15 protein-coding genes are annotated in these 15385 nt (G+C 68.4%); 4 read left to right on the forward strand and 11 right to left on the reverse strand.

Annotated elements, in window-relative coordinates; genetic code table 11:
* Positions 1-4 precede the first annotated feature (4 nt).
* On the reverse strand, positions 5-1312 hold the full coding sequence (locus OO70_RS33505) for a hypothetical protein (RefSeq protein WP_043679674.1): 1308 nt from the start codon (positions 1310-1312) through the stop codon (positions 5-7).
* A 46-nt stretch (positions 1313-1358) separates the two neighbouring features.
* Positions 1359-3815, reverse strand: a complete 2457-nt coding sequence (locus OO70_RS33510) for a Flp family type IVb pilin (RefSeq protein WP_051741876.1) — start codon at positions 3813-3815, stop codon at positions 1359-1361.
* A 324-nt stretch (positions 3816-4139) separates the two neighbouring features.
* On the opposite strand from OO70_RS33510, the gene OO70_RS33515 reads away from it, so the two are divergent.
* The 4 genes from OO70_RS33515 (at position 4140) to OO70_RS33530 (ending at position 7264) form a co-directional block, all read left to right on the forward strand.
* Positions 4140-4577 carry a hypothetical protein gene (locus OO70_RS33515; protein WP_051741877.1) on the forward strand — a complete coding sequence of 146 codons (438 nt, stop codon included), beginning with the start codon at positions 4140-4142 and terminating at the stop codon, positions 4575-4577.
* Between the two features lie 82 nt (positions 4578-4659).
* Positions 4660-5937 carry a hypothetical protein gene (locus tag OO70_RS33520; RefSeq protein WP_158711548.1) on the forward strand — a complete coding sequence of 426 codons (1278 nt, stop codon included), beginning with the start codon at positions 4660-4662 and terminating at the stop codon, positions 5935-5937.
* Complete coding sequence (locus OO70_RS33525; protein ID WP_051741879.1) at positions 5934-6530, forward strand: hypothetical protein; 597 nt, start codon at positions 5934-5936, stop codon at positions 6528-6530. Before OO70_RS33520 ends, OO70_RS33525 begins: the two co-directional genes overlap by 4 nt.
* Positions 6527-7264: an ATP-binding cassette domain-containing protein gene (locus OO70_RS33530; RefSeq protein ID WP_043679680.1), complete on the forward strand. Its 738-nt coding sequence runs from the start codon at positions 6527-6529 to the stop codon at positions 7262-7264. Before OO70_RS33525 ends, OO70_RS33530 begins: the two co-directional genes overlap by 4 nt.
* 78 nt (positions 7265-7342) lie before the next feature.
* Here the strand turns inward: OO70_RS33530 and OO70_RS33535 are convergent, their stop codons facing one another.
* The 9 genes from OO70_RS33535 to OO70_RS33575 all read right to left on the reverse strand — a co-directional run bounded on the left by OO70_RS33535 (position 7343) and on the right by OO70_RS33575 (position 15367).
* The gene (locus OO70_RS33535) at positions 7343-7930 is read right to left on the reverse strand and encodes an OmpA family protein (RefSeq protein ID WP_234337010.1); all 588 of its coding nucleotides are present in this window, start codon (positions 7928-7930) and stop codon (positions 7343-7345) included.
* A 55-nt stretch (positions 7931-7985) separates the two neighbouring features.
* Positions 7986-8567, reverse strand: coding sequence for a hypothetical protein (locus OO70_RS33540; protein WP_043679685.1), 582 nt, complete (start codon positions 8565-8567; stop codon positions 7986-7988).
* 34 nt (positions 8568-8601) lie between these two features.
* On the reverse strand, positions 8602-9204 hold the full coding sequence (locus tag OO70_RS33545) for a pilus assembly protein TadG-related protein (RefSeq protein ID WP_043679687.1): 603 nt from the start codon (positions 9202-9204) through the stop codon (positions 8602-8604).
* Positions 9201-9434 (reverse strand): Flp family type IVb pilin, encoded by a 234-nt coding sequence (locus OO70_RS33550; protein ID WP_043679689.1) that lies wholly within the window; start codon positions 9432-9434, stop codon positions 9201-9203. The genes OO70_RS33545 and OO70_RS33550 overlap by 4 nt, the downstream gene beginning before the upstream one ends.
* Before the next feature lie 190 nt (positions 9435-9624).
* Entirely contained in the window at positions 9625-10506 is an 882-nt protein-coding gene (locus OO70_RS33555) for a response regulator (RefSeq protein ID WP_043679692.1), read from the reverse strand.
* 62 nt (positions 10507-10568) lie between these two features.
* A complete protein-coding gene (locus OO70_RS33560; RefSeq protein WP_199827468.1) occupies positions 10569-11762 on the reverse strand; it encodes a sensor histidine kinase in 1194 nt (397 codons plus the stop codon).
* Between the two features lie 404 nt (positions 11763-12166).
* Positions 12167-13057 (reverse strand): DUF5936 domain-containing protein, encoded by an 891-nt coding sequence (locus OO70_RS33565; RefSeq protein WP_043679697.1) that lies wholly within the window; start codon positions 13055-13057, stop codon positions 12167-12169.
* A 16-nt stretch (positions 13058-13073) separates the two neighbouring features.
* Positions 13074-14015, reverse strand: a complete 942-nt coding sequence (locus OO70_RS33570; RefSeq protein ID WP_043679700.1) for a type II secretion system F family protein — start codon at positions 14013-14015, stop codon at positions 13074-13076.
* 11 nt (positions 14016-14026) lie between these two features.
* Entirely contained in the window at positions 14027-15367 is a 1341-nt protein-coding gene (locus tag OO70_RS33575) for a CpaF family protein (RefSeq protein ID WP_043679703.1), read from the reverse strand.
* Between the last annotated feature and the right edge of the window lie 18 nt (positions 15368-15385).

Consider the following 15385-nt stretch of genomic DNA (forward strand, 5'->3'; position numbering starts at 1 on the left):
GGGGTCATGACGGAGTGGGGGGTGGGGGTGGGGGCTCGGGTGACGGTGGAGACGGAGTAGGTTCCGCCGCCAGTCGGGCCAGGGCCTCGCGGCTGCGGGGCACGGTGTCGTGCCCGCGCAGCATCGCCACGGCCTGCTCGGGGACGAAGCCGAACCGGGCGTACCGCTCGGCGAGTTCCATCGCCCACGAGGTGACGAGGGTGTCGTCGTCGACGTACATGCCGAGCCAGGTGAAGACCTCGCCGGCGATCCAGCCGCTGATCCATGTCGTCCAGCGCCGGACGAAGTGCGCGGCCTCCTCACTGTTCGGGTCGGGCGGTACGCCGGGGATGCCGAGCAGCGCGCACTCCCGCGTCGCCTCGGTCATCCGCTCCTCAGTGACCAGGCGGGCGTACGGCATCAACTCCCGCATGACCTGCCGGACTTCGAGCCAGGCGGGTGGTTCCTCGTCCTCGTAGCCGTGCCAGGAGGGGGCGGGGACCGGTTCGTTCACGGGCTCGGACGGAGCGCAGGCCAGGAGAATCGCCCTTGCGCGGGCGATGTTCTCGTCGCTCTCCGGCAGTTCCACCGGCCATTGGAAGCCGGCGCCCCAGCTGTACGGGAGTTCCCGTACGGCGGGAGGCAGCAGGGGGTGCTCTCCCTGCGCCGGTTGCCGGGCACGGGCGTCGTAGCCGGGGCGGCGCAGCCACAGCAGTGCGTCCCGCGCCTGTGCGCGGCTGTTCTCGCTCGCTCCGGCGTCCTGTACGACGCGCAGCAGGGCCTGTTCGCCGTGGGGTGTGCCGAGGGCATGCAGCAGGTTCACCGCGTCCTGGGAGGCGAGCCCGTTCTCGACGCAGCGCTCGGCGGCCGCCGCGACACCCGCCTCGTCGTACGGCTTCTGCTGAAGCCAGCGCAGCACGTCATGGGCCCAGCCCTGGAGCACCTGGTCGGTCAACACCCCGACGATCAGGTCGAGTTGGTCCTCCAGCCACCAGGACGGTACCGGCAGTCGCGCTGCGCCCGCCCACTCCCGCAGTACATCGGCGATGCCCTCGCGGGTGAACCGGTCGGCCGTCGGCATGACCTGGTCCAGGCGGTACCCGGCCTCGTGACGGATCCGGTCGAAGAGTTCCCACGACTCGTCGCTCCAGACGCGCGGCACGGGCGGCGCCGACGAGCCCGAGAGCGCGGCCGCCAGTGCATCGAGGGCGGCTCGCTCGGTCGCCTCCGTGTGCGGCAGCTCGTCCAGTGCCGGCTTCCGTTCCCAGGTCAGGTCGTTCCACGGTGAGGGGAGCCGCCGCATGTCCGCGGGCAGCAGGTGATGTGCGGTCACTGTCCGGCCGCTCCGTTCCTCTGGTCGTCCGCCGGTCCGCTCCACGTCAGGAAACACCCAGATACTGCATGGCGGTCTTCGGGTCCTTCATCCTGCCCGAGTCCCGTGCCGCCTGCCGCTCGGCCGGAGTCTTCCTGCTCCATGCGTCGTTCATCGCCTTGAGCTGCTGCGCCGAGATGTCCTGGCCGGCGACGCGAAGGTCGAGGCCGTTCTCGGCGAGAGTCTGCGCGGGAGTGCCGTCCGGGACGGTGCCGGTCTTCTTGTCCTTCTGGAAACCGTCGAAGACCTTGTCCCAGCCGTCCTGCGTCTCGATCTCGTAGCGGGCCTTGCGGCCGGGGTTCGCCTTCTGCCAGTCGGCCAGTTTCTGCGCCTGGGCACGGATCGAGGCCTGGGTGGCGGCCTGTCCCGTGTTCTTGACCTCCACGACATTGAGGGTGCCGTCCTTGCCCTTGTAGACCACGTCGGCGTCGTCGATACCGCTGAGATCGGCGGTGGTGCCGTCCCCCATGTCCACGGTCTGGCGACCCTTCTTCGCGCCGACGCCGGCGTAGACCTTGGTGCCCTCGGCGGCATCGTCGGCGGCACGTGTCGCGGCCTTGACCTCGGCCATGGCTTCGGCCAGTTGATAGCGGTTGCCGGCCCTGAGCACGGGGCCGCCGAGCGAACCGCGGCTCTGGCTGTCGATGGTCGTGTTCTTCAGCATGTCCGCCAAGTCCTTGAGGGACTGGGTCAGTTCGACCTTCCCGATCTCCCCCTTGCTGAGGTCCGGGTTGTCCTTGGCCTTGGCGACAAGGTCGTCGATCTTCTTCTCGTCGAGCGTGAACCGGTCGCCCTTGGGCGTCTTCTGCTTGTCCTTGGCGTCCGTAATGGCCTTCTTGGCCTCGTCCGCGGCGTGCTGCAAGTCCGCGGCACGGGCCGCCGCGTCGGCCTCGTCCGCCTTCTTACGGGCGTCCTCCGCCTCCTTCTTGGCGTCCTCGTCGCAGCCGCCTCCTTGAGCGAGTACGACGTGGGGCGAGCCGCCGGCGGCCAGGACGGTGGTGCCCGTGCCGGAGGAACCGGTGAGTCCGCCGTCGTACTTCGGACCGTTGCCGTCGTACGGAATGCGGCGGCTCGGTGCGCCGATCGTGCAGCCGGTCTTCTCGGCCTTCTTCTCCGCCTCCTCGGCCGCGTCGTCGGCCTCTTTCGCCGCCTTCTCCGCGCCCTCCACGTCACCGACCTTGGCCGCCCTCTTCGCGTCCTCCGCCGCCTTGGCCGCCTTCTCGGCGAGTTCGCCGAGTTTGCCCAGCTTGCCGATCTTGCCGAGGTCGCCGACCTTCTCGACGACCTTGCCGATGTCGTAGCCCGGGATGAAGAGGGAGCCGACGTTCCAGAGGACGTGACTGACGGCACGGGTCTTGTCGCCGTTCTTCCAGTCCTTGGCGACATCGTCGCCGATGAACACGTCGTAGAGGACCGTGCCGCCCGTCTTGACGGAGGCGCCGGTCCAGTCCCACAGAGCGCCGCCGTAGTCGCCGTCGGACCACTTCTTCCCGGCGTCCTTGGAGTTCTCCGACCAGTCGTGGCCGAGCTGCTTGCCGTAGTCGCCGATGCCCTTCACGGTGTCGACCGGGTGGCGGACCATGTCGTAGATACCGGTGAGGTCGCCCCAGACGCCGTCGACGAAGATGCCTTGGCCGACTTGCTTGACCTGGTTGCCGGCGCAGCCGAAGAAGGCGCCTACGCCGGAGAAGCAGCCGTCGTCGTCTTTCTTGTCGTCGGCGGGGTCGGTCTTCTTGTCGTCGGTCGGGTCGGTGGTGGTGGTTGTCGTGTCAGTGCCGCCCGTGCCTCCGGTGGTGCCGGTACCGCCAGTGGTGCCGTTCCCGTTCCCGTTGCCGTCGCCATTTCCGTTGCCGTTGCCGTTTTGGGCGGTCACGTCCGTGTCGCCGCCGGCCGGCGCCGGGCAGGCCATGCCGGTGACCTTGCAGATCTCCGACTGGATGCCGGTGAAGATCTGGGTGCCGAGGCCGCTGACGAGCAGAGCGGTGATGAGGGCTGCGACGATGGCGATGAACCCGGCGTACTCGACCGCGGTCTGCCCGTCGTCCCGGCGCCAACGGATCAGCCGGGACAGGGAGAACGGGCGGCGCTCGACGCGTTCCAGCTCGGTGAGGCCGTACCACTGGCGGCTCTCCGGGCGGAACAGGAAGAAGAGGATGAGGATCGGGAGGAGGAGTTGCAGTCCGCCGCGGGCGGATCCGGAGACGAGGTTGACGACACCGCCGAGGATCAACCAGCCCTGTACGGCGACGAGTCCGTGCCGGACCCGGGTGCCGCCCTCCCAACTCCGCCGGGCCAGCCACCAGCCGAGGGCACCCGGCGCGGCGGCGTACGCGACGAGGGCGATGACCTGTCCGTCGAGGGCGTCGTACGACGCGGCGGTCATCAGCAGGCCGAAGCCGCCGACGACGGTGACCGCGAACAGGGCGTTTACGAGGACCAGGGCCACGGACAGTTCTCCGGGCATCTCCTGACGCCCACCCCGACCACCCGGCCGGCCGCCACCGGCCTGCGAAATGCCTCCGACCGACGCCATGTTCCCCCCTGCGTGGCAACTTCCGCCGGTCCTCCCGACGTTGGTTCACAACATGGCTGAGGTTAGAGACGGGGCGCGTGCCCGGGATGGGTCCGTGGGCCCAGATCCGTGCCCAATCTCCGGTGGGGCCCGGAGCTCAGGACCATCCGATAATCGACGTGATCATGACCAAAAAGCAGCTTGTAACCACCGAGTAACCATCCGTACCTTCAAGCTTCATTCACGTGAAGGCAAAGTAAAGGGGGGTGGAAGTTCATGCAGATGCAAAGCACCGTCAAGAGGGCTGGGGCTGCCCTGGTCGCCGCAGCGAGCCTGGTCGTACTCAGCGCTTCGACCGCGTCCGCCAACTGGTCCAGCTACATCTCAAGCTGGACCGACGGCGACAAGTCGAGAACCTGGGAGGACCAGGGAACCTACAGCCAGATCCAGTTCACCAACTGCTTTGCGCAGTACGGGACAACAGAGTCCGTTGTCGTCAAGCTCTGGCACTACTACTCGGTCCTTCCCAACGAGAGCCTCGGCAGCAAGACGTTCACCGCTTGCTTCAATGGCGGCACCAGCAACGGCGAGTGGACCAACGTCCCGAGCGGCACCAACACACTGCAGTTCGAGGCCGACAAGATAGCCCAGGGCGGCTCCTGCTGCCTGCTCAACGTGGGCACGGTGTACGTCGACACGTCCAAGGCCGACTAGTCGATCTCAGGGCCAGAAGGATCCATGTGGTGGCACCCGGAACATCTACCGGGTGCCACCTTCCACTCCTGCCGGAGTCAATGTGCGCATATCAACCCTCATACGGTCGTCAACCGCTCTCCCCGCCCTGGTGCCCGCCCTCGGTCTGACGCTCTCCTTCTACGTCTTCTCCACTCATGACCAGGTCGCCTACTGGCCGTATCCATATGCTCCGACCCTGGTCCAACGGTCCATCGAACAGGTGTATGCGCTCTCCTACGCGCTGGTCTCCGCGGCCGCTGCCTGGCAGGGAGCGCGGTTCAAGGAGTCACGCGTCCGTGAGTCGGCCCCGTACCGGCGGGAGTGGACGGTCGTCGCCCTGGCCCTGAGCCCTGTCGTGGCCGTCGGCTGGCTGATTCTGCTCGTACCGGTGGCCTTGGCCTTCAGTGAGCGACCCACGTGGCCCACTCCGGTCAGTCTTCCCCCCTTGCTGCTGGGTATGGCGCTCTGCGCGGCACACGGGGTGATCGGCTTCGTCGTCGGACAGCGTCTGAAGCCCGCGCTGGCCGTTCCCGTCATGGCATGCGGAGTCTTCCTGCTGGTGTCCTATCCGCATGCCATGGAGCCCTTCTACCTACGGCACATGTCGGGCGAGTACTTCGCGCACCTCGGGTTCGCGGAGACCGCGACCGCGGCGTCGATGGTGGCGCAGCTCCTTCCCACTCTGAGCCTCGCGGTCGCGGCCTCACTCACCTTGACGCGGGGACACGCGCTGCTGCGAAGCGGGCTGGGACTGGTCGTGTGCGTGGGCGCCGTGCTGATTTCCCACAGCATCGTGAAGGACTGGAACTACAACCCCAGCGTGAACGTCAACGCCGTGCGGACAACCTGCACGGGTACGGCTCCGGAGGTCTGTCTCCCGGTGAACGCGGGGAAGGACGCGAAGGCGATCAGCGATGAGGTCCACCGGACCTTCGCCGTGCTGGAGAAGTACCAGGTGGTCGACTCGCCGCCGAAGCGTGTGGAAGAGGCACTGGACTACGGCAGGTTCACGCCGGACAACACGAAGGACACCGGCTATCTCCTGTTGTCCACGGCGCAGCAGGAGAACCGGGTCAATGCCGAAGTCATCGGCACCTACGTGAAGTTCCCCTGCGAGATGCCGCAGCCGACACTGCGGCGGGCCGTTCTGCTCTGGCTGGAGCAGAAGACGGGAACCATGCCCGGTTACGAGCGGATAGCGGCCGGTGACCCGTTCTACACCCCGGCGCAGCACCAGGAGACTCTGAAGGCGGTGGACGAGGTCTCCGCGAAGTCGGCGACCGAGCAAGTGTCCTGGTACAAGAAGATCTCCCGGTCGGCCTGCGAGGGATCCTCGTGATCTGGTGGCTGAAGACCCGCTTGGTCCACACCGTGCTCGCCTGCGGTGTCGCTGCCTTCGGCCTGCTGACGTTCCTCTTCCAGGACGGGACGGTCGTCCTGCCCGCGATCAGTGTCACCGCGGGCAACACCGTCCTGCTGGCCGGCTTCACCCCACTGCTCGTCGTGGGAGCTCTGGTGCAGAGTCTCGACTCCCGCCTTACCACGGCCGAAGTGACAGGCACCCGTCCGGTCGCCTGGCTGGACACGGGTCTGGTAGTGGTGACCATGATCACGGTCGCGGCACTCACAGCCGTCGGAGGCTTCCTTCTCGACTCCCCCGCAGTCGTCGCGGCCGGTCGTAACAGCCTGTTCCTGACCGGCCTGGCGCTGTGCGCGCGCGGGTGGACGGGAAGGTCGAGCATCGTGTTTCCCACGGCATGGATCTTCCTCGTGGTCCTCGTGGGACACCGCACCGCAGACGATTTCTTTCCCTGGGCCGTCACCGGACTCGCCCTCGGATCGTCCACCGCGGCCGTCGCCGCCGGAGCGTCCCTTCTCCTCGGCATCTCACTCAACCACCACATGACAACCCGGCAAGGATCGCGCCCATGAGCATCGTGTTCACCGACTGCACCTACCGGTACAAGCGTCGGCACCAGCCCGTGCTCACCAACTTCTCGTACCAGGTCCCGGACGGCCTCACCATTCTCCTGGGACCCAACGGAGCCGGGAAGTCGACTCTGCTGCGGCTCGGAGCCTCCGTGATCCAACCGCAGTCCGGTCGGATCACCTGTGACACCATCGCCTCGACCGCGCGGGAGTACCGCCGCCACGTCTCCTGGATGCCGCAGCAGATCACCCCGGTGGCCGGTCTGACCGCCAGGGAGCAGGTCTCCTACGCCGGCTGGTTGAAAGGCATGAGCCGTCGGGACGCATGGGACCACGCTCTGGGCGCACTCACCAAAGTCGGCCTCCAGGACCGGGCCGACGACAAGGCCAAGACCTTGTCAGGCGGCCAGCTGCGTCGCGTAGGCGTCGCCGCCGCACTCATGCACGACTGCCGAGTCCTCCTCCTGGACGAACCGACAGCGGGCATGGACCCCACTCAGCGACGGGTGTTTCGCGACCTGCTCGCCACGGCAGTGGGCACGAGCCAGCTCAGCATCCTGATGTCGACCCACGATGTGGCGGACCTCACCGACGACGCCGACCACATCACCGTCCTGTCCCAGGGACACATCCGTTTCGACGGCGTGCCCCACCAGTTCCTTCGCAACGCCCCCGCCGACACCTCTGCCGCACGACACGCGGAAGCCGCCTACACGGCGCTGACGTCACACGGTTGAGACAAGGTGCCGCCTGATCCTTACTGCCGCGGTGAAATCGGCCCGGGGCGCGGACCACCTGTTGTAAAGCCACGTCGCTCAGCTCCCCGTGCGCGGGAACGTCACCTCGACCCTTCGGTTCTTCTTGCGGCCGGCCTCCGTGGAGTTGTCGGCGATCGGGTACTGCTCGCCGTAGCCGCGTACCTCGAAGGTGATGTTCGGGTCGTTCAACTCCGAGTCCAGGACGGCCTGTACGGCGTCGGCGCGCTGCTTGGAGAGGACGTCGCCGTGTGCGGACGAGCCGAGGTTGTCGGTGAAGCCGAAGACGCGGACCGTTGTCGCGTTCTGCTTCTTGATCTCCTCGGCGATCGTGTCGATACGGGACTTCGCCGCGGCGCTCAGCTTGGCGCTGTTCTTGCTGAAGAGGACCTCGGCCTGGAGGGCGAAGGTGACGTCCGTGTTGGTGTCCTCACGGCGTTCCTCGCCGCCCTGGTCCTCGACGACCGACTTGATGTCCAGAACCTTGGGGTCGGCGAGCGTCGCGCCCTCGGGGAGTTTCAGGTCCGGGTCGTTCGGGTCGACCTTCACCGGGGCGGAGGCCGAGGCCTCGGTGCCCGGGGGGACGCTCGGGCTCGGGGTGTCGTCGGCGTGGGCCGCCACCGCGCCGACGATGTTCGCGGCGACCATGATCGTGGCGGCGGTGACGACGAGGGCGAGACGGGGAGTGGTGGTCACTGTGGCCTCACCCGGAGATCTTGATGGTGCCGCTGGCGAAGGTGGGCAGTTGAATCGTGACGTCCGTCGTCCCCGTCGGCGGCGCGGGGAACTGCATGAAGACCGGCAGCGTCTGCCCCGCTTCCAGATTGCCGAGGCCGGTCGTCGTCAGCGGGCGGCCCTCGGTGTCCCGCAGCACGTAATAGCGCTTCTTCCCCTTCGAGTCCACCAGGGTGGCACCGCCCAGCGAGATGCCGTGGGCGATGATCTCCGTCTCGTCCCCGCTGACCTGGGCCGGGACGGTGACAACCTTGTCGCCGTCGTTCTTGAGGGTGCCGTTCACGGTGACGAATCCGCCCGAATCACGTGTGGCGGAGGTGATTTGAAGAAGCAGGCCGTCGGCGCCCTGGAGCTCGGCCAGGGGAGTCTCCGACTGTCCTTCCTGAGAACTCGGGTCGGAGCCGGCGCTCTTCGACGCGGACGCCGATGTGTCCGGCTTCTTGCCGTCGTCGCCGCTCCCGCCGCAGCCGGCCACCCCGAGGGCCAGACCGGCCGCGAGAGCCAACGCGACCGTCCCCCTGCGGGCCTTCGCAGTGAACCGAATGCTCATCACTCTGCTTCCTTCGTCACTCGTCGTTCGCTTGTCAGTCGGCCAGATGGACGTCGAAGAGGTCCTGGGGCTCCGGGAGATCGGTGAGATCGGTCGGATCCAGGTCCCAGTTCCTCCCGTCCTTGCAAGTGAGCTGCGGCAACACACCGCTGCCGGCGTCCGCGCCGGGGAGTTCGAACGTGCAGAGCGGCTCGATGACCGCCGCGGCGAAGGCCTTCGACCTCTTGGTCGCCGTGATGGGGACGATGGACTCTCCCATCGTCTTCGTGGTCTGCACATTCACGTCGTAGCGCAGGAGGGACGGGTTCCCCTCGCACCTCAGCACATTGGCGTCGTTCTGCGCCGCGAGCTGGTCAGCCCGCCCGCAGCCGCCGAACACCACTCCCTGGCCGTCGAAGATGCCCTGCCACTTGGTCGGGTCGAGTACGTCGTTCACCCACTCGTCCGCAAGTTGGTCCCGGGTGTCCTGTGCCGCCGCGAGCGCCGCGGCGTCAGCGGCCGTCTGGGCGCCGCTCCGGTTCACTGTGGCCTGGCCGACCGCGAAATACGCCAACGCAAGGAAGAGCAGACCCCCCACCACCGTGATGTAGATGGGGAAGGCCTGCCCTGCGTCGCCGTACCGGCGCGGTCGCGTCAATTCCCCACCTTGCCGATCAACGCCGTGATCTTGGTGAGGATCGCCTGCCCGATGCCCGTACCGCTGATCGCCAGCACGATCGCCACCACCACCGCGATGATCCCCAGGTACTCCACCGCGGTCTGCCCCTTGTCGCCGCCCCGGCGCCGGACGGCCGCGACGGTCGTGTTCTTCCAGCCGTTCACGCGGACCTTGGTCGCGACGGCGGTCTTCAGCATCAGGTCGCTCATGGTGTTCCCCTCCGAGTGACGCGTTACCGGCTTCCTCGTCGCCGGTGCCGCTTTCGACACGAGAACGGTATGCCGGAACACCCGGTCCGCAAGAGGGCCCCAGGGCCCAATCCCGGGCCCAATCGGAGTCCCGACCGGCGCGCCGGACCCGCAGGCCCGACAACTCGCTGCCCCGCCCCGGCATCCCCGGTCACCCCAGTCCTCGTGCCGAACCCGGCGCCGTACCAAGCCACTTGGCGGCGGCCTCGGAACGGCTGGTGCTGTGGAGTTTGGCGAAGATGCGGTTGATGTGGTTCTTGACGGTCTTCTCGGAGATGAAGCAGGTGGCGGCGATCTGCTGGTTGGTCATGCCGGACGCGATGTGGTCCATGATCTCCGCCTCCCTCGCGCTCAGTTGGAACCGTGACCTGTCCGAGGACGACTGTCTCACATTTGATTGCAGTTGCGAAAGCCCCTGCGGTGAATTCGCCTGAGGAAGGGTCATTGAAGAGGCTGCTCCGTTTGCAGCTGCACCTAGTTGAGACTCGTAGGAGCCCAGGCCCTCGGGCAGCGACGCACCCGAACCTGCCCGCTCCTGGCGCAACTGCGCCAGCAGCGCGCCCGCCGCCGACGGCGTGAAGTGGGCCCTGCCCAGCTTGATGTCCCTTACGGCGGCCACCAGTTCGTCCGCCGTGAACTCGCCGTGGACCAGATACCCGCCCGCCCCGCGCCGCAGCGCCTCCTGGACGATCTCCGACTCCCTGCTGTACGTGAGCATCACGACCGGCGCGATCCGCACCAGGTAGGGAAGCGCCGAGATGCCGTCCACGCCCGGCATCCGTACGTCCAGGAGGACCACGTCGGGGCGGTGGAGGTGCGCCGCCTCGTAGGCCTCCCGGCCGTCCGTCGCCTCCGCCACGACCGTGATGTCCGCGCGGCCCGACAACAGGGCCGTCAGGCCGGCCCGGACCACCGGGTTGTCGTCGGCCACCACGACTCGGAGGGACGAAGTCGGGGTGGGTCGCGGGAAGTTGTGGAACGGGTTCGGTGGCGGCTGCGGCGCGCCGGGGTGGGGCGTCGTCTGGTCCGGCATGGCTGCCTCCTCTCGGGTCGTTGTGTGGGGGGATGGGTGGGGCGTCGGACTCGGCTGCCTGGTTACGTCTTCGCTGACGTCAGGGCTCCCAGCGGGAGTTCCAGCCGGACCTCCGTGCCCGTGTCGTGGCCGCCTCTGCCGATACGGATGCGGGCGCCCACCGACGCGGCCCGTTCGACCATGCCGACCAGGCCGAAGTGGCCTGCCCTGCGCAGCTGTTCGAGGGTCGTGCCGGGGGGCAGGCCGCGGCCGTCGTCGTAGACGCTGATGCGGAGCAGGTTGTCGTGGACTCCGGCGTGTACGTCGACCTTGGTGGGGGTTGCGTGGCGGTGGGCGTTCTCCATCGCCTCCGTCGCGATGGTGAGGAGTTGGCGGGCCACGGCGGGCGGGACCGGCGGCACCCCGTGGTCGCCCGTCGGGCGATACGTCGTGGGCAGGCCGGTCCTGGTGTTGAAGTCCCTTGTGCGGGCGGCCAGTTCGACGAGTACGTCCGTGCCCTCGTCCGGGTCGGACTCGCGTCGCAGGTCCGCCAGGAGTTCTCGGGACTCCGCCGCCGCCCTGCGCGCCGACCGGGCCACCAGTTCCGCCTGTTGTCTGATCAGGGTCGGGTTCATGCGGTCCGCGCCCGCCGTACCCGCGAGGCCGTCCGCCGCGAGTGCCACGCCGTGCAGGGTCTTTGCCACGGAGTCGTGCAACTCGCGTGCCAGGCGGGCTCGTTCGGCCCCTACCGCCTCTGTCACGGCGAGACGGGCCTGGACTGTCGTCAGGGCCGTCGTGGCTTCGCCGAAGCGGAGCATCAGGTTGCGCAGGGTCACGCCCACCGCGCCGGCGATCACGCACAGGCCGGGGAGCAGGAAGGTCTGCGCCACACCCTTGTGGGCGTCCGCCGCGGCGGTCTGCGCCAGCGCCAGGATCAGCGCCTGGAGGCTCGCGAAGGCGGCGGCGCCGCGCCAGCCGTAGACGATGCCTGCGAGGAGGGGGGTGCAGACGCTGACGTAGGCGAGCGTGCTGGTGGGCCCTGCCGAGATCAGGAGGAGGGAGCCGAAGAGGGTGTCCACGGCGAGGAGGGAGGGGTGGCGTAGGAGGAGGGGGCCGAAGCGTTCCCAGTCCCTGAACAGGACGTAGGACGCCATGAAGGTGACCACTACGGCTGCGCCCACGAGGCGGGTGGCTACGCCGGGGTTGGCGTTGACGAGGGCGGAGGGGGCGGCGAGGGCGATCATCGCGAGGCGGAAGCCGAAGACTTGCCTGCACATCGCTTGCAGCGCGCTCACCTGGATGGGGAGAGCCACTTCCCGGCCTTCGGCCGGGATCGATTTCCCACCCGCACCGCCCGTGCGGCCTTCATTGTCGGGTGCGGGTGGCCCCTGTGGGGGGCCTTCACCGTCGGCGGCCGTCCGCCCCACGCCCGGCTGCGCCGGCACCCCGGCCAGCCTCGACGCCGTCGACCCCGTCCCCGTAGACCCCGCCCGCACCCACCCCGGCGGCAACGCCGGCGTGACGGACGTGATCGGTATGTCCGACGCCCCCGACCGCACATGGTCCGGCAGGACCGTGCCCGCGGGCGGTGTCGTGATCTCCGTCGGTTTGGGGCGCCGGCGCAGCAGTCTCGTACGTTCGCGTTCCTCCGTCGTCGCCATCTTTCCCGTCGCCCCCGTCCCTACTTGCCCGTGATCGTGCTGAAGTCCGTGCCGGAGCCGAGGAGCAGGCCCGCGCCGAGGAGGAGCATCGTCGCCGGGACCATGAACGTGGTGATCATCATGGTGGCCTTGGGCACCGCACGAGCCGCCTTCCGCCGCGCGTTCTGCGCGTCCGTGCGGCGCATGTCCTTCGCCAGGGAGACCAGGGTGTCCACGATCGGCGCGCCCAGCTCCTCGCCCTGCTGCAACGCCGTGACGAACATGGCTACTTGCTCGCTGTCGTTCCGGCGTCGTAGTTCCGTGAAGGCCGCTCGGCGGCTCATGCCCAGGTCCATCTGGCGGAGGGTGATGCGGAGTTCGTCCGCCCACGGGCCCTCGTACTTCGACGCCACACGGTCGAGCGCCTGGCGGAAGCCCAGGCCCGCGCTCACCACCACCGCGAGGACGTCCAGGAAGTCCGGCAGGGTCCGTTCGATCACGTCCCTGCGGATGCGGATCGCCGACCAGATGCCGACCTCCGTCCAGAACGCGCCGAAGGCGAACAGGATCAGGGCGAGGAGGTAGTTCCCCTTCACCAGGAACACCAGGCCGCCGAAGCCGCCGAGGAAGCCGTAGACCGCGCGGCGGGCCGCGTAGCGGTCGATGGTCAGGCCGCCGGGGTTGCCCGCGAGGTCTATCCTGCGGCGGTACCTGGCGACCAGTTTGGGGCCCATCATGCGCAGGACCGCCGGGGCGTAGCGCATGCCCATGCGGTCGACGAGGGAGTCGACCGCGCCGGTGCGGGTCGAGCCGACCTCCAGGGCCAGGACCAGGTCGCTCGGTAGCTTCGCGTCCGCGCGGTACATGCGGATGCCCGCGAAGATGCCCCACACGCTGAGGCCCATGACCAGTCCGAGTACGAGTGCCGTCATCAGATCTCCCCTCCCCTCAGACGTCGATGCGGGACAGGCGGCGGATGAGGATGAAGCCCACCGCGTACAGCCCGAACGCGATGATCACGCAGGCCTGGCCGATCGGGGAGCCCGTCATCCGTTCCAGGGCACCGGGTTTGACGCCGTTCATCAGGAAGAGGGCGCCCACGCCCATCACCGGAACGGCGTACGACGTCATGTTGACCTGGGAGAGCTGGGTGCGGACCTCGCGGCGGGTCTCCTTGCGTTCGTCCAGGGTCTCCGTGAGGTTGCGCAGGGCGCTGACGACCTGGCCGCCCGCCCGGTTGGAGAGCACCAAGGTGGTGACCAGGACGACGAGTTCACGGGAGGGGAGGCGGTCCGCCAGCTCGCCCAGCGCGTCGTCCATGGAGGCTCCCACCGCCAACTGGTTGGCCACCTTGGCGAGTTCCTCCCCGGCCGGTGCCTCCAGCTCCTCCGCCGCCATGCTGATCGCGGTGCGCAGCGCGAGGCCGGCGTGGGTGGCGTTGGCCATGATGCGGGCCAGTTCGGGGAGTTGGCTGATGAACCGCTCGATGCGCTTCTGGCGCTGCCAGTTGAGGAACTGGATCGCCACCCCGATGCCCAGCAGCCCCGCGATCGGGCCGAAGAAGGGTGCCAGGGACGCCTGGCCGATCAGCCAGAGGGCCGCGACCGTGGCCAGCATGTAGACGAAGAACTCGCCCGGTGTCATGTCCAACCCCGTTGCCGACAGCCGCAGTTCGAGCTTGCGGCCGAGGCGGGTGCGGCGCAGTCTGCGGTCCAGGTTGCGGAAGCGGCGGGTGCGGCCGAGCGGGATCTGGCCGGTCGACGACAGCCGGTCGACCAGGGCCGCGCGCTGCGCCTTGCCGGTGGCGTAGGCGTGCACGCCGGCGACACCCAGGACACAGGTCAGCAGGGTGATGCCGGTGGTGAGCGTGACGATCGTCTGGAGATCCATGAGGTCGGTCCCTACCTACTGGCTTCTCGGAGGGCTAGCTGTTCTGCGGTGTGGGCGACGCCGAAGGCCTGCGGCAGGGGCTGGCTCGCCATGTAGAGACGGTCGGCGGTACGGCGCGAGAGCGGGAAGTACTCGAAGGCGCCGTAGACCCGGCCGTCGGCGGAGATGGGCTGGGGGCTGAAGCGGGCCACCGTCGCCAGCCGGTACGGCTCGCTGCCGTGGCTGTCGAGGAGGGCTATCTCGGTGATGCGGCGGGCGCCGTCGGCGAAGCGGGTCAGCTGGATGATGACGTCGACGGCGCTGTTGATCTGGTCGTGCAGGGCCTCGAAGGGGATCTCGACCTCGGACATGGACGCCAGGGTCTTCAGGCGCATCAGCGCGTCCTCGGCGCTGTTGGCGTGGACGGTCGCGAGGGAGCCGTCGTGGCCCGTGGACATCGCCTGGAGCATGTCGAGGGATTCGCCGCCTCGAACCTCACCGACGACGATGCGGTCGGGGCGCATGCGCAGCGAGTTGCGCACCAGGTCGCGGATGGTGACCTGGCCGTTGCCCTCCACGTTCGGGGGGCGGGCCTCCAGGCGGATCACGTGCGACTGCTGGAGCTGGAGTTCGGCCGAGTCCTCGATGGTGATGATGCGCTCGGTCTCCGGGATGAGGCCGGAGAGCGCGTTGAGGAGAGTCGTCTTCCCGGTGCCCGTGGCGCCCGACACGATGATGTTGAACTTCGCGTGCACCAACCCCGCGAGGAGATACAGCATGTGCTCGTCCAGCGAGCCGAAGCCGACCATCTCCTGGAGGGTGAAGGAGCGCGGGAAGCGGCGGATGGTGAGCGTCGCGCCCGTCAACGACAGCGGCGGGATGATGACGTTGACGCGCTCGCCGGACGGGAGGCGCGCGTCGACCATCGGATTCGACTCGTCCACCCGGCGGTTGACCGTCGACACGATGCGCTCGATGGTCTGCATCAGCTGGTCGTGGGAGGGGAAGCGGAGCGGCAACTGCTCGACCCGGCCGCCGCGTTCGACGAAGATCGCGTCCGGGCCGTTCACCATGATCTCGGTGATCGACGCGTCCTCGAGGAGCGGTTCGAGGATGCCCAGGCCCAGCGCCTCGTCGACGACCCGGCGGATCAGCTGCGCGCGCTCGACCGTCGAGAGGACCGGGCCCTCACGGCTGATGATGTGCCCGAGCACCCGTTCCAGACGGGCCCGTCGCTCGGCGGCGGCCAGCGCGCTCATCTCCGCGAGGTCGATCTCCTCCAGGAGTTTGGCGCGGTAGGAGGCGACCATGTGGCCGTCCTCGCCCCGATGGCCGTTCTCCTCGGGATGGTTGACTCGTTCCCGCAGACCCATGAGTCCTTGCTCCTTGCT

It is taken from the genome of Streptomyces xylophagus (genome assembly GCF_000716435.1).
Lineage (GTDB): Bacteria > Actinomycetota > Actinomycetes > Streptomycetales > Streptomycetaceae > Streptomyces > Streptomyces xylophagus.